Origin of the sequence: Martelella mediterranea (assembly GCF_004342225.1) — a bacterium.
GTDB classification, from domain to species: Bacteria; Pseudomonadota; Alphaproteobacteria; order Rhizobiales; family Rhizobiaceae; genus Martelella; species Martelella mediterranea_B.
This window is the reverse complement of sequence record NZ_SMAR01000005.1, coordinates 63,597-82,394: the sequence shown is the minus strand read 5'-3', so window position 1 is coordinate 82,394 and position 18,798 is coordinate 63,597. Positions and strand designations below refer to the sequence as shown.

Genomic DNA, 18,798 nt, shown 5'->3' with positions numbered 1-18,798 from the left:
TGCGATCTATTTTAAAGATAAAACAGCCCGCCTCACCCGCTTGAGGTGGGCTTTTCTTTGCCGGTCGGTTGAACTGTCGACGCCATGCATATTGACCATGCGAAACCCCGGCATTTTCGGGCAGTATGAGCGTGTGCCGCGCTTCAAAAGTCGCCGGACCGGATGTCCCATGTAAAGATTGACCACCCACCAGGGCGTGCCGGTGGTGGTAAAGGCCCAGACATAATCCAGATTGCCGAGCGCTGGCTTGATAAGCCCGCCGGTGGGATTGTGCTCAAAGCCGATACCGGGGGCAAAAATACGGTCGAAAAACCCCTTCATCATCGCTGGCATATTGAAGCTCCACTGCGGGAACACCAGAAACAGACCATCTGCGGTGCGAATGCGGCGGGCAATATCATCGACACCAGAACTATCATAAGGATCATCGTAATAGCCACGCCGCTCGGAAGCACTTAAGCGGGGATCAAAGTCTTCGGCATAGAGATCGAGAAAATCGACCTCATGACCGTTTTCGGACAAGGCTTTTCTGATTTCAACTGCAATAGCCGCATTAAAACTTTCGGCCAGCGGATGGGCCAGAACAAGAAGAATACGCATCAAAATCCGGTCGTCTTTTCAAAGGCTGAGGACCGGGAGACAACATCGCGGCAAAACGACGGTTTTATCCCGATCCGGATAAACCTGTCCGGCAGACAGGAATACGCCTTTTCCAACCGGAACCTTGTGAAACATCAGGGCTTACAGCAGCCATATCTCACATTCACATCAAAACAGGCTGCCCTGCTCGGGAGGATTCCGGGTTTTCTTCTTTTTTGCAACTGGCTTTTTTGCCGCATCAGGTTCAGCTTTCAGCGGTACCTCTGGTTCAGACACAGAAGCGGCTTGCGCATCTGGCGCCCCTGCACCGGTAATCGCACTGACGCGACCATCGGCAAATTCGATTTCGACCCTTACCCGATCACCAAGACCGGAAGCACGCGGCAGAGGTACATTGTTCTCGTCGCGCACAACAGCAAAGCCACGCGAGAGAACGTTCTTGTAAGACAGCGAATTCAGCACCCGCTCCTGCCCGGCAATGGCGGCGCGGCGCGCCTTGAAATCGGCATTCATGGCTGTATCGGCCCTGCGGGTTAAAACACCAAGCCGCTCGCGATCCCGCTCGACCATCATTGCAAGACGGCGCGGCAGCGCAGAAAGCCCGGCGGCCCGTCCTTCAAAGGCTCGGCGTTTGTTGATGGTATTGAGTTCCAGCGCACGTGTCAGCCTGAGGGCTGCTTCATCAAACCGGCGGCGCGGCAGTGCCAGTATCTGATCGATCGACGGCAGCCCCCGCGCAAGCCCTGTCAACCGCTGCCGGCGAAAGTCCGTCAGGCGCGTCATCGCCGAAGCAAGTCTTGCAACAGTGCGCGCATGATTGGCGACAAGCTCGGCTTTGACAGGTACTGCCCGCTCTGCTGCCCCCGTGGGTGTCGGCGCGCGATAATCGGCAGCATGGTCGATCAGCGTCCAGTCGGTTTCATGACCGACGGCAGAAATCAGCGGAATATCGCTTTCATAGGCCGCCCGCACCACCGCCTCATCATTAAAGCCCCAAAGGTCTTCAAGAGAACCGCCGCCGCGCGCCACAATCAGCACATCCGGGCGCGCCACCGGCCCGCCGGGAACGGCTGCATTAAAGCCGCGAATGGCAGCGGCAACAGCATCGCCGGAACCTTCTCCCTGCACTTTAACCGGCCAGACAACCACATGAACGGGAAAGCGATCCGTGATCCGATGCAGGATATCGCGGATAACCGCTCCTGTTGGCGAGGTAATAACACCGACAACGTGCGGCATGAAAGGCAGCGGCTTTCTGTGCGCCTCATCAAAGAGCCCCTCGGCTGCCAGTTTTTTCCGGCGCTCTTCCAGCAGTGCCATCAGCGCACCAGCACCGGCAGGTTCCAGCGTCTCGATCATGATCTGGTATTTCGAAGCGCCGGGAAAGGTTGTCACCTTGCCTGTAGCGATGACTTCCATACCCTCTTCCGGCTTGATCTTCATCTTCGAAAAAGCACCGCGCCAGACCACAGCATCAATGCGCGCGCGCTCATCCTTCAAAGAAAAATAGGCATGACCAGATGAATGCGGGCCGCGATAGCCAGAGATTTCGCCACGCAGACGTATACGGTCAAAGCGGTCCTCAATAGTCCGCTTGATCGAGCCGGAAAGCTCGGAAACGGTAAACTCCGTCAGATTGGTTGCCGAATCGGCTGAGAATAAATCGTTCATGGACTTAGTTTAGCGAAGGATTTTGTCAGCATCATCCCCGACACGGCCTATCCACGAAAATCGGAAACCGCCATCCGGCAAACAGCGGCTTCCGTTTAAAAATCAGGTGGCACTCAGACTGTCTGCCAACCGTCTTTTTCTCCGGCGCGATAGATCGCATCAATCAGTTTCTGGTTCTTCACTGACTGTTCAAGCGTAAAGATCTCCGCTTTTTCACCGGCAGCGGCGTGTGCAAACGCCTCAACCTGCAGCATATACTGGCGACTGTCCTGAAAACGAAAGATCTGCGTTTCAGAATGGGACTGGTTGGAAAGCAGAACGCTTTCCTCCCCCCAGCGATTGGCATTGAACGGAGCGGTCACGTCGATCAGCCCCTTTGTGCCATGAAAGGCCATCGTCTGACGGTTGGCAAGCTGGGTGGAGATATAGAAGCTCAGCTCAAAATCCTTAAAGGCTGCTCGAACCGAAGCGTAAACATCAGTTCCGAATGCCTTGTCGAAGCGCACCGTTGCCTGCACCTGCTCAGGCTCCTGGCCTGTGGCAAAACGTGTCGTCACTGTTGGATAAACCCCGATATCAGGCAGACCTCCACCGCCAAGCTCAGGCTTATTGCGCATATTTTCAGCGTCTTTGTTAAAGTAGGAAAACGCCCCCTGAACCTGCACCAGATCACCAATCGCCCCCTCTGCAATCAATGAGCGGACCTTCTTCCAGACCGGAGAATAGGTCACCATGAAGGCTTCGCTGATCAGCACCTTGTTGCGATCACGCGCGGCGATAACGGGCGCAATCTCGTCGGCCTTCAAAGCCAGTGGCTTTTCGACGAGAACATGCTTGCCTGCATCCGCCGCCCTGATGGCCCATTCCACATGTTGTGACGTCGGCAACGGAATATAGACCGCATCGATCACATCGCTTTCCAGCATCTCTTCATATGAACCGAAAGCGTGCCCGGCGCCAAAACGATCTGCCATGGCGCGTGCGCGCTCCTTATCCCGGCTGGCAACAGCAGAGATCACAGCATTGCCAGCATCAGCAATGGCAGGTGCGACCAGTTCGCGACCGATTTTGGCCGTCGATAAAATTCCAAAACGAAGCATGATTATTGTTCCTCACCATTCATCCCAAAGAGCATAGGAATGGTATGCGGCCGGTGCAAGCCATGACCGGCTATGGAACTGATGCTTTTCATTGTCATTAATCTTAACGGCGCCTAGGCTTAAACCGAACAAAGCGCAGGGCTATGCGCGCACCGATGACCATGGAGGAGATTATGCAAAAACGAACGCTGGGCCGGACCGGCATCGAAATCGCGCCGGTCGTCTTCGGCGGCAACGTGTTTGGCTGGACCGCCGATGAGAAGACATCGTTTGATCTTCTGGACCGCTTTATCGAGGCAGGCTTCAATGCGATCGATACCGCAGATATCTATTCCGCCTGGGTTCCGGGCAACAAGGGCGGCGAATCTGAAACCATCATAGGAGACTGGCTACAGCGCAGTTCCGTCGCGCGCGATGATGTTGTGATCATCACCAAGGTCGGTTCGGAAATGGCACCCGAAAAGAAGGGACTCAGCGAGAAATGGATTCTTCAGGCCGTTGAGGATTCTCTGAGCCGCCTTAAGACAGACTATATCGATGTCTACCTTGCGCACTGGCCCGATGAGAACACGTCTTATGACGAGACGATCGGAGCGTTCACCAGATTAAGAGAACAGGGGAAGGTGCGGGCCATCGGCGGCTCCAACCTCGATGCCGGGCAGCTGGAAGAAGCACTTCGTATTGCAGAACACACTGGCCGAGCGCGCTATGATGTTCTTCAGCCAGAATACAATCTCTACACCCGTGACGGATTCGAGGGCGCGCTCGCCGAACTGTGTGTCGAGCACGATATCGGCGTGATCCCGTATTTCAGCCTCGCGGCAGGCTTCCTGACTGGTAAATACAAATCATCGGATGACATCAGAGGCGTCGCCCGCGAAAGCGCTGTCGGCAAGTATTTCGATGAACGCGGTGAGCGAATCCTGAAAGCGCTTGAGATCGTTTCAAAGGAGGCCGGCGAGCACCCGGCCAGTATTGCACTTGCCTGGCTCATGACCCGGCGCGGTGTGACCGCCCCCATTGCCAGCGCCTCCAAACCAGAACAGCTGCAAAGCCTGTTCCGCGCGCCGGACATCGAACTTGATACCGACGCGCTGCAGCTGCTTCAAAAAGCCGGAGAATGACCGGCTTTTACTTGGTTCCGTACATCCGGTCACCCGCATCGCCGAGGCCGGGAACGATATAGCCTTTTTCATTCAGATGGCTGTCGATTGACGCTGTATAAACGGGAACATCGGGATGGCTTTCGCGGAATTTTTTAATGCCTTCCGGGGCAGCGAGCAGGCATAGAAAGCGCATATTGGTAACGCCGCGTTCTTTCAGCCGGTCGATTGCGGCAATCGCTGAATTCCCGGTGGCAAGCATCGGATCAACGATGATAACGAGACGCTCAGCGATATCTTCGGGCGCCTTGAAAAAATACTCGATCGCTTCCAGCGTTTCATGATCGCGATAAACGCCAACATGCGAAACACGCGCCGAGGGCACCAGATCAAGCATGCCTTCCAGCAATCCGTTGCCCGCACGAAGGATCGATGCGAAAACCAGTTTCTTGCCCTCAAGAATTGGCGCTTCCATCTTCGTCATCGGCGTTTCGATCGTCTCATGCGTCATTTCGAGGTCGCGTGTCACCTCGTAGCAGAGCAATGTCGAAATTTCCCGAAGCAGGCGACGGAAACCGGCCGTTGAGGTTTCCTTTTTCCGCATGATGGTCAGCTTGTGCTGAACGAGAGGGTGATCGATGACTGTAACGCCGTCCATGGCTTGCATCCCGCTTTTCGTGTGTCTTTGCATCCGTTATGGCGCAAAACAGAGGATTGCGGCAAGAAACACAGGCCAAATTGCCGAGATATCAACCGTTTCCGTTCTCAAGACGCGCCAAAAGCTGCGCGCGGGTTGCTTCATCCACAAACGCAGCATTGATGGCGGTTCGTGTCATCTCATCAATTTCAGAACCTGAAAAACCAAGGACGCCTTCAGCGAGATCATATTCGCGCTGAAGCGTGGTATGGAAAAATGGCGGATCGTCAGAATTCAGTGTCACCTTAACACCGGCATCATAAAGCCTGCGCAACGGATGGGCGCTAAAATCGGGATAAACCGAAAGGGCGATATTGGAGCCGGGACAGACTTCCAGCACAGTGCCAACATCAGCAATGCGGTTGACCAGTTCGCGATCCTCAACTGCACGAACACCGTGACCGATCCGGTCCGGGCGCACGATATCAAGCGCATCGCGCACTGAAAACGCCCCGCACACCTCACCGGCATGGATTGTCAGCTTAAGCCCGGCATCACGGGCGATGTCAAAGCCACGTGCAAAATCAGCCACCCGACCATGACGCTCCTCACCGGCGATATTAAAACCGGTCAGCAGCGGAAAATCGCAAGCGGCGGCATAAGCGGCGGCACCTTCAACCTGCTCAGGCCCCATATGCCGTTCACCAATCATCACCATACGGCACTCAATACCGGTATTCGCCTTTGCAGCCTCGATACCGGCTGTGATCGCACGCATGTAGCCATCACGCGACAGACCGGCCAAAAGCCCCTGCTCCGGCGAAACGAAAAGCTCGCTGTAAATCGTACCATAGCCTGCAAGCTCTGTGAGATAGGCTTCAGCCAGATCGGCAAAGTCTTCTTCGGCACGGAACACATTCGCGATGGCGGCATAACAGGCTATGAAGCTGGAAAAATCATTCCAGACATACTGGCCGTCACGCAGATAGTCGGACAGATCGACGCCATATTTTATCGCCAGTCTTGCCGCGAGCTGAGGCGGCGCAGCCCCTTCAATATGACAATGCAGTTCGGCTTTCAGTCGCTTTTCACTCATAGGAATGATGTCCCATACTGGCCCGGCGCCAGTTTCAGATGGTGTGCAATGCTTTCGCCGATATCGGCATAGGTCGAACGGATGCCTGCCGACCCTGCTCGGATGCCTGCGCCGAACATGAGTGCGGGAACCCGCTCGCGCGTATGATCACTGCCACGCCATGTCGGGTCACAACCATGATCGGCCGTCAGGCATAACAGGTCGCCCGGCTTCATGCGTTTTGTGATTTCACCGATGCGGGCGTCAAAAGCTTCCAGCGCTGCGGCATAGCCAGGCACATCGCGGCGATGACCGTAGACCATATCGAAGTCCACGAGATTGGTGAAAACAAGCGATCCGTCATGAGCGCCTTCAATTGCCCGCAGGCTCGCATCCACAAGCGCTTCATTGCCATCGGCTTTAAGATGATGGGTGACACCCTTGCCTGCGAATATATCTGAGATTTTGCCAACGGCGATCACATCGCGGCCTGCTGCCACGAGCCGGTCAAGAAGGGTTTCTTCCGGCGGTGAAATGGAGAAATCACGGCGATTGCCAGTGCGTTTGAACGTTTCAGCCGTTTCACCGACAAACGGGCGGGCAATCACACGGCCGATATTATAATCATAGGTGTGCCTGCGCACGATTTCGCAAAGCTGCAGCAACCGCTCCAGCCCGAAATGATATTCATGAGCGGCAATCTGGAAGACAGAATCTGCCGAGGTGTAGAAAATTGGCTTGCCGCTCCAGATATGCATCTGGCCAAAACGCTGAATGATATCCGTTCCCGAGGCGTGGCAATTGCCAAGACTGCCCTCAAGACCGGCCTCTTCAAAGATTGCTGAGAGCAGAGCCTCTGAAAAACATTCTTCCTCATCCGGGAAATATCCCCAGTCAAATCGGACGGGCGTTCCGGCGATTTCCCAGTGACCGGACGGCGTATCCTTGCCGCGTGAAACCTCGCTTGCGGCGGCATACCGGCCATATATCCGGTTTGCTTCAACCATGCCTGCCGGCCAGTTTCCTGTGCTCATCTTTGCAGACTCAAGCAACCCAAGCGCCGCCATATTCGGCAGATGCAGACTGCCTTCGCGAAGACCACTGCGATCCCCCAGCCCGGCCGCGCAGAATTCCGCGATATGTCCAAGCGTATCGGCACCAAGGTCGCCATAGGCCTTTGCATCCGGCGCACCACCGATACCAAAAGAATCGAGAACATAGACAAATGCACGCGCCATGAAGCTATTTTCCTGCAAGGCTGAAACGGTTTTCAGCCTTTCTAACCTGCCCCGCCCCCCTTGGCAAACAGGGAACTGTTCTTGTGTTTCAGACGTTTAGAAAACGCTAACCTTATTTCTTAACGGCATAAGAAGGTGAAAACGCGATGCTTACAGCATTGAAGATCAACAGACCGTTAGACCTCATGCCACAGCGTTACGAAACCGGCCGCAAATCTATTTCCGGCAGCCAGACAACAGAATTTGCACTGATCGCCACCGCCGTGATTGCCGCAATCGGCGTCGTGGTTGTGGCTGCTGTCCAGCTTTATCTGGCCATGTAAGGATTTCAAGCCGCAAGCCGCATCAGCGCTGCGAGCATCAGCTCAGCCCCTTTTTCGATATCCGCCCATTCTGAGTGCTCTTCCGGTGCGTGCGAAATGCCATCGCGGCTAGGTACAAAGATCATGGCAGACGGGCAAAACGCCATCATTGTCTGTGCGTCGTGACCCGCACCGGAAATCATCCTTCTGGCGGCGAACCCAAGTCTTTGCGCCTCTTCATCCAGCATACTGACAAGCGCCTCATCAAAGGCAACAGGTGGGATGCAGCTTTTTTCCTCAATCTCAAATGTGAGGCCATGCTGACCGGCGACGGCACTCACGACATGGCCGAAAAGCGTATTAAGCCCCTTCATCACCTCTTCCGAAGAGTCCCGGATGATCACCGAAAAGCGTGCCTCACCGGGAATGGTGTGTGGGTGGTTCGGCAAAAGCTCAACCTTCCCGATTGTGATCCGGGCAATCTCTGAACCGGTTCGCTCAATCATCGCCGGGATTTGCGTTGCAATTTCCGCCAGCCCGGCAAAGGCATCGGCACGCATATCCATTGGCGTGGTGCCGGAATGATTCGCTGTGCCTTTCAGCGTCACAGACAGGTTGATAACACCGGTTGCGCCTTCCGGCAGGCCAACGGGCAGCTTTTCCCGTTCCAGAACCGGACCCTGCTCGATATGCAATTCCAGAAATGCTTTCACCGAGCCCTTTTTACGGGCCGCATTCAGCAACGCGCTCGGTTCCAGACCTTGTTTACGCATGGCATCGGTGAGCAACACACCATCCGCATCGGCCGCCTGCTCCAGCCAGTCGCGCGTTACCAGACCGGCGATGGCCTGTGAGCCAAGCATACCACCGAAACGTCCCTCTTCTTCAGAGGTTGCCACCACTTCAACCGGCACTTTCGGCGTGACACCCGCCTCTTTCATTGCCCGTACGCATTCCAGTGCCACCGCAACGCCAAGCGAACCATCAAAGGCACCGCCATCAACCACTGTGTCGAGGTGAGAACCAACCATCACAGAGGCCCCGGTGTCAGGCCCGAAGCGCCCGAACAAAGAGTTTGCCCCGTCCCGCGAAACCTTCAGCCCGTCTTTCTCCATCTCGTGCGCAAACCAGTCACGCACGGCAATATCGGCGTCAGAAAACCCGACCCGGTTAAAGCCGCCCGAACGATCAGGCGCCCCGAATGTGTTGATGCCGTCGAGAAGTGCACGCAGACGTTCCGGATTAATCTTGGGTTGGCTGGTCATTGTCGCTCGCTCATCATTGCTTCGGCCCGAACTGGCCATATTGGCGTGTTGCGACAATTGATTATAATAAATAAACAAATTCTGCAAAATTTTAGTAATAAATCGATTGTCCGGCGTTTGTCCTCATGAGGAGGCACGGATCAGAAAAGTCCGGCACACAAAGGCATGTACCGGACAGAACAACAAACCAGATCTTGAGCGCGATTATCCACGCAGCCCCTGATGCAAAGCCCTAAGCATCACGAGATGAGACTCGATGAAGGGCACCAGCACCGTCGAAATGGTTTTCGCAATGCCCTCATCCGCCGAGGCAGCCTCAGCTTTCTGTATCATCAAAAGCTCCTGATGCCCCTCGATTTCCGCGACGAGATACATACGGTCAAATCGGTCACCGGCGTCCATCTTGTTCAGCTTGGCCAGCGTATCTGCGAAAGGTTTTGGCCGCTCCGGCTTTGAGGCCCCTGCCCCCAGGAGAAGACCACCGACGGCGCTCGCCTCGTCATATTCGAGCGATGCAAATTGCTTCACCTGAGAGTGGGATGCCTTGTTTTCCGCCAGCGCACTGATGTCACCTGAAAACAAGCCGATTTTCAGTGTCTCCTCTGCATAGTCCGCATTCAAAGCGCCAGCAGAGGCAGCCGAAGCCAGAGAGGGCGCAAGTCCTGCCAGCGCTGCCGTCATGGCTCCGCCTATCAGCAGTCTTCTGCGAGAAACAGTCTGCCCGCTCAGGGCAAGCCCATCAATATTTCCGAAACGCATGATCAGCTTCCTTCCAGATGGATAACACGTTTTTGAATTCACTATAGGTAGTATAAATACAATAAATACCATTTTTCCGTGTAAACTCAATTCATGTCATTTCGAAGGCCTGAAATCCGGTGCAGTTGCACTGACATCGCGGTTATCCCGAAAATGCAGAACATCAGAAAAACGCGTTCAACCGGGTGAGCAACGGCTCGCTCAATTTTGTCCATTGAAAATTTATTATAATCAATCCTTGAAAATTACCGAACTTTCATAATTAATTGAGTCAACACCAACAGAGGAGAACTGACATGAAACGCCTTCTCGCCGCAGCGTTTGCGGCAGCGACGCTGATGTTCAGCGCCCCGGCTTTCGCGCAAACACCGCCCAATGTTCTGATCGTCGGGCAAATTGCAGAGCCGAAATCACTCGATCCGGCAGTCGATACCGCGGTTAACGACTTCCGAATTCTGGTCAACATGTATGACGGTCTCGTCCGCTACAAAGACGGAACGCTCGAGGTTGAACCCGCACTGGCAAAGAGCTGGGACATTTCCGAAGACGGCAAGACCTACACCTTCAAGCTGCGCGAGGGCGTGGAGTTTCATGACGGTTCGCCATTCAATGCCGAAGCGGTGAAATTCAATTTCGACCGGATGCTGAACGAAGACAGCGAGTATCACGACACCGGTCCGTTCCCGCTCTCCTTCTTCTTTTCAGCTGTCGACACTGTTGAAGTCGTTGACGATATGACCGTGAAGTTCACGCTGAATGAGCCTTACGCGCCTTTCCTTTCCAACCTTGCTTATCCGACCGGCCTGATCGTTTCACCGGCTGCAGTAAAGGAATACGGTCAGGATTATGGCCGTCACCCCTCCGGCACAGGTGCCTATAAGTTTGAGGAATGGGACCCGAATTCCCGCGTCGTCGTTTCACGAAACGAAGACTACTGGGATGGTGTACCCGATCTGGAAGCCGTGGTTTTCCGCCCGGTGACCGACGCCAATACCCGCGTTGCTGAAATGATGTCAGGTGGACTTGACGTTATGGTTGAGGTTCCGCCGGATTCCCTTTCCCAGTTTGCCGATGACCCGAATTACACGGTTTACGAGCAGGCCGGACCGCATGTCTGGTTCCTGATCCTGAATACCAAGGACGGTGTTTTCGCAGACAAGACGATCCGTCAGGCTGTGAACTACGCCATCAACAAGGAAGCCATCGTCAATGATATCCTGCAAGGCACTGCTGATGTCGCGGCTGGCCCGACGCCTCCGGCCTTTGCATGGGCGCATGATGACAGCCTGTCGCCCTACCCTTATGATCCGGAAAAGGCCAAACAGTTGCTGGACGAAGCCGGTTATGACGGTTCGGAACTGACCTTCTACGTTACCGAAGGCGGATCGGGCATGCTGGAGCCGCAGGCCATGGCCACCCAGATTCAGGCAGACCTTGAAGCCGTTGGCGTCCCGGTCAAGATCGAAACCTATGAGTGGAACACCTTCCTTGGAAAGGTTAACCCCGGCCTTGAAGGCAAGGCTGACATGGCTGAAATGGCATGGATGACCAATGACCCGGACACGCTGCCCTTCCTGGCGCTGAGAACCGATGCCTTCCCGGAAAAGGGTGGTTTCAACTCCGGCTATTATTCAAACCCGGAAGTCGACACGCTGCTTGAAGAAGCCCGCACCGCGACCGATCAGGCCAAGCGCGCCGAGCTTTACAAGCAGATGCAGGCGATCGTTCATGACGATGCACCATGGGTTTTCGTTGCCAACTGGAAACAGAATGCTGTGACCAAAGCCAGCGTTGAAAACTTCAAACTGCAGCCGTCTTTCTTCCTGCAGCTTCAGGACGTCGCAAAGCCGAACTGATATCTGCAGATGGCAGCTTTACACGACAAAATCCGGCAGATCTGTCTTGATCTGCCGGAGACCTTCGAACAGGAGGCCTGGGGCGATCCCACATTCAGGGTTCGCAACAAGATTTTCTGCATGGTGAAACAGGGGGATGGCCGGATTTCAGCCTGGATCAAAGCCCCGGAAGGCATGCAGCAGGTTCTGATCGACGCGGCCCCCGAACGCTTTTTCCGCCCGCCTTATGTCGGCCACAAGGGCTGGGTCGGCATCAGGCTTGATGATGCGCCCGACTGGGCAGAAGTCGTTATGCATGTGCGCCGGAGCTATGACCTGATCGCACCTGAAAAGCTCCGCAGGCAGAAAGACGATCCCGACAAGCGAGAATAACTCATGGCACGTTATATCCTGCGGCGGCTTTTGACCGTCATACCGGTGCTTTTCGGCCTGACCATCATCGTCTTTCTGATCATGGCGATGATCCCCGGCGATCCGGCAACCGCTATTCTGGGCGCCTATGCGACGCCTGAAAATGTTGATCGCATCAATCGCGCTCTTGGCCTCGACAAGCCGTTGTTCCAGCAGTACTTCATCTGGCTCGGTAATATTCTTCAGGGCGATTTCGGCCGCTCCTATACCCAGAACCGGCCTGTCATCGACATCATTTCCGAACGCTTTGGCAATACGCTGATCCTCGCTGGCACCTCGCTGGTTCTATGTTCCATCCTCGGTCTTCTGGCGGGCATCATCTCGGCTGTGCGCCAGTATGGCCTCACGGACAAGCTGGTGACGTTTTTCGTTCTCATCGGCATTTCCATTCCATCCTTCTGGCTCGGCCTGCTGCTCATCCTCGTTTTCGCCGTCAATCTGAAATGGTTTCCGGCCAGCGGCATGTACGCCATTTATGGTGGCGGGGGGCCGATGGACCTGCTGCGCCATCTCGTTCTGCCGGCCTTCACGCTCGCCGTTGTTGCAACCGGTGTCATTGCCCGCCTGACCCGGACCTCGATGCTCGAAGTTCTCAGGCAGGATTATATCCGCACCGCCCGCGCCAAGGGGCTGAAAGAACGTCGCGTCATCCTGCGCCATGCCTTCAAGGCGGCACTGGTTTCCGTCATTCCTGTACTCGGCATTCAGGCCGGCTTTGTGCTCGGCGGCGCGGTCTATATCGAAACCGTGTTCCAGTGGCCCGGTATCGGCTCAATGCTCGTAACAGCAATCTCAACCCGCGACCTTCTGGTCGTGCAGGGCGGTGTTTTGGTGGTGGCAGCCGCTTATGTCCTTTTCAATCTGGCCGCAGACGTGGTTCAGACCATGATCGATCCGAGGTTGCGCTGATGACCGATACGACAGCAAACACCGCCCCGAAGGCGAAGAAGCAGAGCAGTCGCCCCAGCGCGATCAGCCTGCTTTTGAACAACACACTGGCAACCGGCGGCCTGATCGTGTTCACCATCATCGTGCTTGTGGCTCTGGCCGCTCCGATCCTGCCGCTTCAACCGCCGAACATCACAGATCCTTCGGTACGCCTGACCCCGCCTTTCTCGGAAGGCCACCTTCTTGGGACTGACGCGCTCGGTCGCGATCTGCTCTCCCGGTTGATCTGGGGAACACGCGTCAGTCTGGCGGTCGGCATTTCTGCGACCCTGATTGCAGCCTTTTTCGGCTCTCTGATCGGTCTGGTCGCCGGTTATGCAGGGGGGCGGGTTGATAATGTGCTGATGCGCGGCATCGATATGGTCATGGCCTTTCCGTATATCCTTCTGGCACTGGCGATCGTTGCAGTGCTGGGACCGGGGCTTTTGAACGCGCTTTATGCCATCGCCATTGTCAACATCCCGTTCTTTGCCCGAAACATTCGTGGCATGACGCTGGGGCTTTCAAGACGTGAGTTTGTTGATGCTGCCCGGCTTTCCGGTATGTCGCATACGCGCATTCTGTTCACCGAAGTACTGCCAAACGTGTTGCCGGTGATCATCATCACCATGTCGACCACCATCGGCTGGATGATCCTGGAGACGGCTGGTCTGTCCTTCCTCGGTCTGGGCGCACAGCCGCCGCAGGCCGATCTGGGTTCTATGCTTGGTGATGGCCGCAAGGTTCTGTTTACAGAGGCTTATGTTTCCATCGTACCGGGATTGATGATCTTTGCGCTGGTGATGAGCATCAACCTTCTGGGCGACGGCATTCGTGATGTTCTGGACCCCCGGCTGAAATCCGGGGCGCTGGCAAGACCGGGTGCACGCACTGCGGTCAAACGCGAAAATACCCCGAAGGACGGTCCAAAAGAAGGAACGGTACTTGATGTGCAGCAGATGCGCACCGAGTTTCACATCGGCGGCAGCATATACAAGGCTGTTGGCGGCGTCGATCTTCACCTGCGTGAAGGCGAATGTCTCGGACTGGTGGGTGAATCCGGCTCTGGCAAGTCCGTGACGGCGATGTCGCTGATGGGACTTGTGCCGACACCGCCTGGACGGATTGCAGGCGGTGCTGCCTGGCTCAATGGTGAAGACCTGTTTGCCACAAGCGACGAACGCATTCGTCAGCTGCGCGGAGCGGATGTGTCGCATGTGTTTCAGGATCCGCTGTCCACATTGCACCCGCTTTATACAGTTGGCGATCAGTTGGTGGAGGCCATTCAGGCGCATCAGCCATTGTCCAGGTCCGAAGCGCGCCAAAAGGCCACCGATCTTCTGGAATCGGTCCGCATCCCCAATGCCGCGAACCGGTTAGATGCTTTTCCGCATGAGCTTTCCGGCGGCATGCGTCAGCGTGTTTCGATTGCCATGGCACTGGCCAATGATGCCAAGGTGATTGTCGCCGATGAGCCGACCACGGCACTGGATGTGACGGTTCAGGCGCAGATACTGGAGATGATGGATACACTGCGCCGCGAACGCCAGACGGCGATCCTGTTCATCACCCATGATTTCGGTGTGGTCTCAGCGATCTGCGACAGGGTTGCGGTAATGTATGCCGGACGCATTGTTGAAACAGGCACAACGGCTGAAATCCTTGAAAGCCCTGCGCACCCCTATACCGCAAAGCTGATCGACTGTGTGCCGGTTCTGGGTGAACCGGAACGCCGCCTTGATGCCATCGAGGGCCGCCCGCCGGTGGTCAACAATCTGCCGGAAGGCTGTGCCTTTGCAGATCGCTGTCCCTTTGTTCAGGATGACTGCCGCAAGGGCGATATCGCGCTGACAGCGCTTGGTGAAGAACGCGGGGTACGCTGCCTGCATCCGCTGAATCGGGAGAACGCCCATGGCTGATGATCTGCTGATGGAAATCAATGGCGTTGAACGCACATTCGGCGGCGGAAAATCCCTGTTTGGAAAACCAAAACCGGCAGTTCATGCGGTTCAGGATGTCACGCTGGAGGTCAAAAAGGGCGAAACACTTGGCATTGTGGGTGAGTCCGGTTGTGGCAAATCCACTTTGGCCCGCGTTCTCTCCGGTCTCGACAATCCGACGGAAGGCCGAATAAAATTTCAGGGCAAAGACCTGATCGAAGAAGCGCGGAAAAATCCGCGTGAGCTGGCCCGTCAGGTTCAGTATGTGTTTCAGGATCCGGTGTCTTCGCTCAACCCGCGCAAGAAGATCCGCACCATTCTGGAAGCGCCGCTGATCCACCTTCTTGGAATGAAGAAGGCTGAACGCGCAGAACGACTGAAAACACTGATGGATGCGGTTAACCTTGCACCGGAGTTTCTGGATCGCTACCCGCATGAATTTTCCGGCGGTCAGGCCCAGCGTATCGGCATTGCCCGCGCACTGGCTGCCAGACCGGAGGTTATCGTGCTCGATGAGCCGGTTTCCGCCCTCGATGTCTCAGTTCAGGCGCAGGTCCTGAACATTCTCGATAATCTGAAAGCCCGCTTTGGACTGACCTATCTGTTTATCAGCCACGATCTTTCCGTTGTCGAAACCATTTCCGACCGTGTTGCAGTGATGTATTTTGGCCGGATTGTTGAACTCGGCACCCGCGACAAGGTGTTTGCCGAGGCACGCCACCCCTACACGCATCTGCTGCTGAATTCTGCACCTGCACCTGGCCGCAAGGCCGTTTCGGGCGGAGACAGGGAGGCGGAACTGCCGGACCCTTACAACCCTCCGCCCGGATGCGCGTTTTTCGCGCGCTGCCAGAATGCGGCTGATGACTGTCGGAACGCCGTGCCGTCACTTAGCGAAACGAGCGATGGCGCCGGCCATGGTGCCGCCTGTTTTCATCCCATGACGAAAAAGACAGTATGATCGAACCCAGAAAAAGCCGACACGAATTTGGCCCGCCTCTGGCCGAAAAGAAGCGCAAGCGGCCTGATATTACCGCTGATCGCCTGCGTGAACGCATGATTGAGGACGCGCTGAAGCCGGGAGATCGCATACCGGCCAACTGGCTGGATCCGGAGGCTCTGGGCATTTCTCGCGGGACACTGCGCGAGGCGCTGAAGATTCTCGAGTTTCAGGGCATGATCGCGACAAAAACCGGCCCCGGCGGGGGTGTCTTCGTGCGCCAGATCGAGCCATCCGAAGCCATTCAGACGGTCACCAATCTGTTTTTGCAAACGCCGCCCTCTATTGCCGACATCTATGCGCTTCGAAAAAAGCTGGAACCGGAACTGGCTGCCGATGCCGCACGTGATTTCCCCCTCGACAAGATTGAAGAGCTGCAGGAAACTATTCGACTTTATGAGGCGCAGCCGGAAACAGGGGAAGAAGAATATATTCAACGCCTTGCCGAGCTGGACTTTCATGCCGAACTCGCGCGCCACGCCGCAAACACGGTCCTCGGCTTCACCTGCGGGTTGCTGCTGAACCTGTTACGCGATCTGGCAGAATGCCGGGCAATTTACGAAACGCCCAATCCGGGCTTGCGCGAGACCGGTATTTTATATCAAATCTCTTTGATCAGAGCGATCCAGGCACGTGATGCTGAAGAGGCGCACCGGATTATGCATGAGCATATGACCGAGGCAGAGAGCTACATGCTGCAACGTGCCGAGATCAACAAAAAGCGCATACGCGGCGAAGCTTGATTGCTTCCAGAGGAGTGACCGGGAAAATGCATATCGGGCACAGGCACACCATTCATGATCATGACGGACATCTGGGCTGGAACCGCGCCCTGCAGCCGGTCATGCGTGCAGTCTCTGGCGACACCATCACCTTCTGCTGCCGTGATGCCGGGAACGGCCACTATCATCACGGCTCTACCGCCCATGATGTTCTGACAGCTGACCCGCACGCATCCAATCCGCTCACCGGCCCCTTGTTTGTCGAGGGGGCAGCACCCGGCGACGCGCTCAAGGTCACGATCCATGAGTTCGCACCATCGGGCTTTGGCTGGACAGCGATCATTCCCGGTTTCGGGCTTTTGTCCGATCAGTTTCAGTCTCCGAAGCTGAAACTCTGGGATTACGACACCGGCATTTCGAAACCGGCCGTCTTCAATGCCGATGCCAGCCTGCCATTGAAACCGTTCATCGGCACGATTGGCGTTGCACCAGCAGAACCGGGAACGCATTCGGTCATTCCCCCTCGTCGTGTCGGCGGCAATATGGACATCCGCGACATCGCAGCCGGAACAGTGCTCTATTTGCCTGTCGAAGTGGAAGGTGCACTGTTATCGATTGGCGATACCCATGCCGCACAGGGCGATGGCGAGGTTTGCGGCACGGCCATTGAAAGCGCCATGGATGTTTCCGCCACGGTGGAGGTGATCAAGGATGCGGCTCCCAAAACGCCATATTTCACGACGCCCGGCCCTATCACACGCCATCTCGATGGCGCAGGCTATGATGTGACAACAGGCATTGGCCCGGACCTGATGCAAGCGTCTCGCGATGCGGTTTCCGCCATGATCGATTTTTTGGCGCGAACACGAAACCTCAGCGCCGAAGACGCCTATATGCTTTGCTCAGTCTGCGGCGATCTGAAAATCAGCGAAATCGTCGATGCGCCGAACTGGGTCGTCTCGTTTTATTTCCCGCGCATCGTGTTCGGCTGAATTCACTCAGGCATGGCCTGAGTGATGGGGATGTTCCGGATCGTCAATCTTTCCGGTTTCGACATCGGCTGAAAGCTCCTGATCGGCCTTGCCGGTCGGCTGCCGGGTAAAACCAGTCATCGGGCCGTGCTGCTGAAAGTCGCGTTTAATCTCGACATCCGACGTCAGATAGGCAGTGATAAGCTCTGCCAGCGATCTGAGCGCATGCATATGAATACGCTCATAGCCGTGAGAAGCGTCAACGCCGAAGGTGATCAACGCCGTGCGCACATCGGCCCCTGCTTCCACAGCGCTGGCTGAGTCAGAACGATAGTAACGGAAAACGTCTTTCTGATAGCGGATATCGTTGTGGCGGCAGAGATCGACGAGTTTTTTCGTGAGATGAAAATCAAACGGCCCGGTCTGGTCTGCCATGGCAATCGTCACGCCGAATTCCGATGAGTTCTGTCCCGGTGCGCTTGTTCCGTTGTCTACCGACACCAGTGAGGCAACGTCGTGGTCAACGATCGATGACGCGCCAACCCCCACCTCTTCGGCAATCGTAAACAGCCAGTGTGTTGCCACTGGCGTTTCGATCTTTTCATCCTGCATCGCTTTGAGCGCCGCCAGCATCAGGGCCACACCAGCCTTGTTATCGAGGTGGCGCGAAACGATGAAACCATTGTCCAGAAATTCCGGCTGCGGGTCGATGGCAACGATATCGCCAATCTCAATGCCCAGCTTGTCCAGATCTTCCTCATCGCGCGTTAAGGCATCAACACGCAGTTCGACATAGCGCCAGCCGACCGGGAGTTCATCGATTTCGTCGTTATAGGTATGGCCGGAGGCCTTGAGTGGCAGGATTGTGCCGCGATAGGCGCCTTTTTCGGTAAAGATCGTCGCACGCGCGCCTTCTGCAAAACGCGCAGACCATGTGCCAATCGGCACCAGTTCCAGCCGGCCATTGCCTTTGAGATACTTAACCTGCGCACCCAGCGTATCAACGTGAGAGACGATGGCACGCGCACCGCGACTGTCGATACCGCGGCGAATGGCGCGAATGGCACCACGGCGGGTCAATTCAACATCCAGACCAAGCTTTTCGAGTTCGCCGGTCACAAAACGAACGATCGGGTCGGTGTAACCTGTCGGGCTGGGGATCGAAAGCAAGGCTTTCAGGATGTCGGACAGGTATTCGGCATCAATCGTCAGACGTTTCAT

The 18,798-nt window shown here is 55.8% G+C and carries 18 protein-coding genes; 9 read left to right on the top strand and 9 right to left on the bottom strand.

Going from position 1 to position 18,798, the window contains the following annotated elements:
• Positions 1-6: 6 nt before the first annotated feature.
• The 3 genes from EDC90_RS05115 to EDC90_RS05105 form a co-directional block, all read right to left on the bottom strand.
• Positions 7-600 carry an NAD(P)H-dependent oxidoreductase gene (locus tag EDC90_RS05115; protein WP_132309255.1) on the bottom strand — a complete coding sequence of 198 codons (594 nt, stop codon included), beginning with the start codon at positions 598-600 and terminating at the stop codon, positions 7-9.
• 168 nt (positions 601-768) lie between these two features.
• The gene (xseA, locus tag EDC90_RS05110; protein ID WP_132309253.1) at positions 769-2,271 is read right to left on the bottom strand and encodes an exodeoxyribonuclease VII large subunit; all 1,503 of its coding nucleotides are present in this window, start codon (positions 2,269-2,271) and stop codon (positions 769-771) included.
• A 113-nt stretch (positions 2,272-2,384) separates the two neighbouring features.
• Positions 2,385-3,371 (bottom strand): Gfo/Idh/MocA family protein, encoded by a 987-nt coding sequence (locus tag EDC90_RS05105; RefSeq protein ID WP_132309251.1) that lies wholly within the window; start codon positions 3,369-3,371, stop codon positions 2,385-2,387.
• Between the two features lie 173 nt (positions 3,372-3,544).
• On the opposite strand from EDC90_RS05105, the gene EDC90_RS05100 reads away from it, so the two are divergent.
• Positions 3,545-4,495, top strand: coding sequence for an aldo/keto reductase (locus EDC90_RS05100; protein WP_132309249.1), 951 nt, complete (start codon positions 3,545-3,547; stop codon positions 4,493-4,495).
• Positions 4,496-4,502: 7 nt separating this feature from the next.
• Here the strand turns inward: EDC90_RS05100 and upp are convergent, their stop codons facing one another.
• The 3 genes from upp to EDC90_RS05085 form a co-directional block, all read right to left on the bottom strand.
• On the bottom strand, positions 4,503-5,132 hold the full coding sequence (gene upp, locus EDC90_RS05095) for a uracil phosphoribosyltransferase (protein ID WP_132309247.1): 630 nt from the start codon (positions 5,130-5,132) through the stop codon (positions 4,503-4,505).
• Between the two features lie 91 nt (positions 5,133-5,223).
• Positions 5,224-6,207, bottom strand: a complete 984-nt coding sequence (locus tag EDC90_RS05090) for an adenosine deaminase (RefSeq protein ID WP_132309245.1) — start codon at positions 6,205-6,207, stop codon at positions 5,224-5,226.
• Entirely contained in the window at positions 6,204-7,424 is a 1,221-nt protein-coding gene (locus tag EDC90_RS05085; protein ID WP_132309243.1) for a phosphopentomutase, read from the bottom strand. The genes EDC90_RS05090 and EDC90_RS05085 overlap by 4 nt, the downstream gene beginning before the upstream one ends.
• Positions 7,425-7,570: 146 nt before the next feature.
• Here EDC90_RS05085 and EDC90_RS20830 point away from each other — a divergent pair, with 146 nt between their 5' ends.
• Positions 7,571-7,747: a hypothetical protein gene (locus EDC90_RS20830; RefSeq protein ID WP_165972743.1), complete on the top strand. Its 177-nt coding sequence runs from the start codon at positions 7,571-7,573 to the stop codon at positions 7,745-7,747.
• A 5-nt stretch (positions 7,748-7,752) separates the two neighbouring features.
• On the opposite strand, the gene EDC90_RS05080 is transcribed toward EDC90_RS20830, so the two are convergent.
• Positions 7,753-8,991, bottom strand: coding sequence for a Zn-dependent hydrolase (locus EDC90_RS05080; protein ID WP_132309241.1), 1,239 nt, complete (start codon positions 8,989-8,991; stop codon positions 7,753-7,755).
• Between the two features lie 204 nt (positions 8,992-9,195).
• On the bottom strand, positions 9,196-9,750 hold the full coding sequence (locus EDC90_RS05075) for a DUF4142 domain-containing protein (protein ID WP_165972742.1): 555 nt from the start codon (positions 9,748-9,750) through the stop codon (positions 9,196-9,198).
• A 296-nt stretch (positions 9,751-10,046) separates the two neighbouring features.
• Here EDC90_RS05075 and EDC90_RS05070 point away from each other — a divergent pair, with 296 nt between their 5' ends.
• From EDC90_RS05070 to EDC90_RS05040, 7 genes are read left to right on the top strand one after another with little or no spacing between them, the layout of a single operon-like run.
• Positions 10,047-11,606, top strand: a complete 1,560-nt coding sequence (locus EDC90_RS05070) for an ABC transporter substrate-binding protein (RefSeq protein ID WP_132309237.1) — start codon at positions 10,047-10,049, stop codon at positions 11,604-11,606.
• A gap of 9 nt (positions 11,607-11,615) precedes the next feature.
• A complete protein-coding gene (locus EDC90_RS05065) occupies positions 11,616-11,978 on the top strand; it encodes an MmcQ/YjbR family DNA-binding protein (RefSeq protein ID WP_132309235.1) in 363 nt (120 codons plus the stop codon).
• A 3-nt stretch (positions 11,979-11,981) separates the two neighbouring features.
• Entirely contained in the window at positions 11,982-12,926 is a 945-nt protein-coding gene (locus EDC90_RS05060) for an ABC transporter permease (RefSeq protein WP_132309233.1), read from the top strand.
• Complete coding sequence (locus EDC90_RS05055) at positions 12,926-14,863, top strand: dipeptide/oligopeptide/nickel ABC transporter permease/ATP-binding protein (RefSeq protein WP_132309231.1); 1,938 nt, start codon at positions 12,926-12,928, stop codon at positions 14,861-14,863. Before EDC90_RS05060 ends, EDC90_RS05055 begins: the two co-directional genes overlap by 1 nt.
• On the top strand, positions 14,856-15,845 hold the full coding sequence (locus EDC90_RS05050; protein ID WP_132309229.1) for an ABC transporter ATP-binding protein: 990 nt from the start codon (positions 14,856-14,858) through the stop codon (positions 15,843-15,845). Before EDC90_RS05055 ends, EDC90_RS05050 begins: the two co-directional genes overlap by 8 nt.
• A complete protein-coding gene (locus tag EDC90_RS05045) occupies positions 15,842-16,627 on the top strand; it encodes a FadR/GntR family transcriptional regulator (protein ID WP_132309227.1) in 786 nt (261 codons plus the stop codon). The genes EDC90_RS05050 and EDC90_RS05045 overlap by 4 nt, the downstream gene beginning before the upstream one ends.
• Positions 16,628-16,653: 26 nt before the next feature.
• Complete coding sequence (locus tag EDC90_RS05040; protein ID WP_132309225.1) at positions 16,654-17,598, top strand: acetamidase/formamidase family protein; 945 nt, start codon at positions 16,654-16,656, stop codon at positions 17,596-17,598.
• Positions 17,599-17,604: 6 nt separating this feature from the next.
• Here EDC90_RS05040 and EDC90_RS05035 read toward each other — a convergent pair whose 3' ends face one another.
• The gene (locus EDC90_RS05035) at positions 17,605-18,798 is read right to left on the bottom strand and encodes an osmoprotectant NAGGN system M42 family peptidase (protein ID WP_132309223.1); all 1,194 of its coding nucleotides are present in this window, start codon (positions 18,796-18,798) and stop codon (positions 17,605-17,607) included.

Bases quoted from the DNA above. Each gene is read 5' to 3' on its own strand.
- EDC90_RS05115 (WP_132309255.1), bottom strand. From the start codon at position 600: ATGCGTATTCTTCTTGTTCTGGCCCATCCGCTGGCCGAAAGTTTTAAT.
- xseA (WP_132309253.1), bottom strand. From the start codon at position 2,271: ATGAACGATTTATTCTCAGCCGATTCGGCAACCAATCTGACGGAGTTT.
- EDC90_RS05105 (WP_132309251.1), bottom strand. From the start codon at position 3,371: ATGCTTCGTTTTGGAATTTTATCGACGGCCAAAATCGGTCGCGAACTG.
- EDC90_RS05100 (WP_132309249.1), top strand. From the start codon at position 3,545: ATGCAAAAACGAACGCTGGGCCGGACCGGCATCGAAATCGCGCCGGTC.
- upp (WP_132309247.1), bottom strand. From the start codon at position 5,132: ATGGACGGCGTTACAGTCATCGATCACCCTCTCGTTCAGCACAAGCTG.
- EDC90_RS05090 (WP_132309245.1), bottom strand. From the start codon at position 6,207: ATGAGTGAAAAGCGACTGAAAGCCGAACTGCATTGTCATATTGAAGGG.
- EDC90_RS05085 (WP_132309243.1), bottom strand. From the start codon at position 7,424: ATGGCGCGTGCATTTGTCTATGTTCTCGATTCTTTTGGTATCGGTGGT.
- EDC90_RS20830 (WP_165972743.1), top strand. From the start codon at position 7,571: ATGCTTACAGCATTGAAGATCAACAGACCGTTAGACCTCATGCCACAG.
- EDC90_RS05080 (WP_132309241.1), bottom strand. From the start codon at position 8,991: ATGACCAGCCAACCCAAGATTAATCCGGAACGTCTGCGTGCACTTCTC.
- EDC90_RS05075 (WP_165972742.1), bottom strand. From the start codon at position 9,750: ATGCGTTTCGGAAATATTGATGGGCTTGCCCTGAGCGGGCAGACTGTT.
- EDC90_RS05070 (WP_132309237.1), top strand. From the start codon at position 10,047: ATGAAACGCCTTCTCGCCGCAGCGTTTGCGGCAGCGACGCTGATGTTC.
- EDC90_RS05065 (WP_132309235.1), top strand. From the start codon at position 11,616: ATGGCAGCTTTACACGACAAAATCCGGCAGATCTGTCTTGATCTGCCG.
- EDC90_RS05060 (WP_132309233.1), top strand. From the start codon at position 11,982: ATGGCACGTTATATCCTGCGGCGGCTTTTGACCGTCATACCGGTGCTT.
- EDC90_RS05055 (WP_132309231.1), top strand. From the start codon at position 12,926: ATGACCGATACGACAGCAAACACCGCCCCGAAGGCGAAGAAGCAGAGC.
- EDC90_RS05050 (WP_132309229.1), top strand. From the start codon at position 14,856: ATGGCTGATGATCTGCTGATGGAAATCAATGGCGTTGAACGCACATTC.
- EDC90_RS05045 (WP_132309227.1), top strand. From the start codon at position 15,842: ATGATCGAACCCAGAAAAAGCCGACACGAATTTGGCCCGCCTCTGGCC.
- EDC90_RS05040 (WP_132309225.1), top strand. From the start codon at position 16,654: ATGCATATCGGGCACAGGCACACCATTCATGATCATGACGGACATCTG.
- EDC90_RS05035 (WP_132309223.1), bottom strand. From the start codon at position 18,798: ATGAAACGTCTGACGATTGATGCCGAATACCTGTCCGACATCCTGAAA.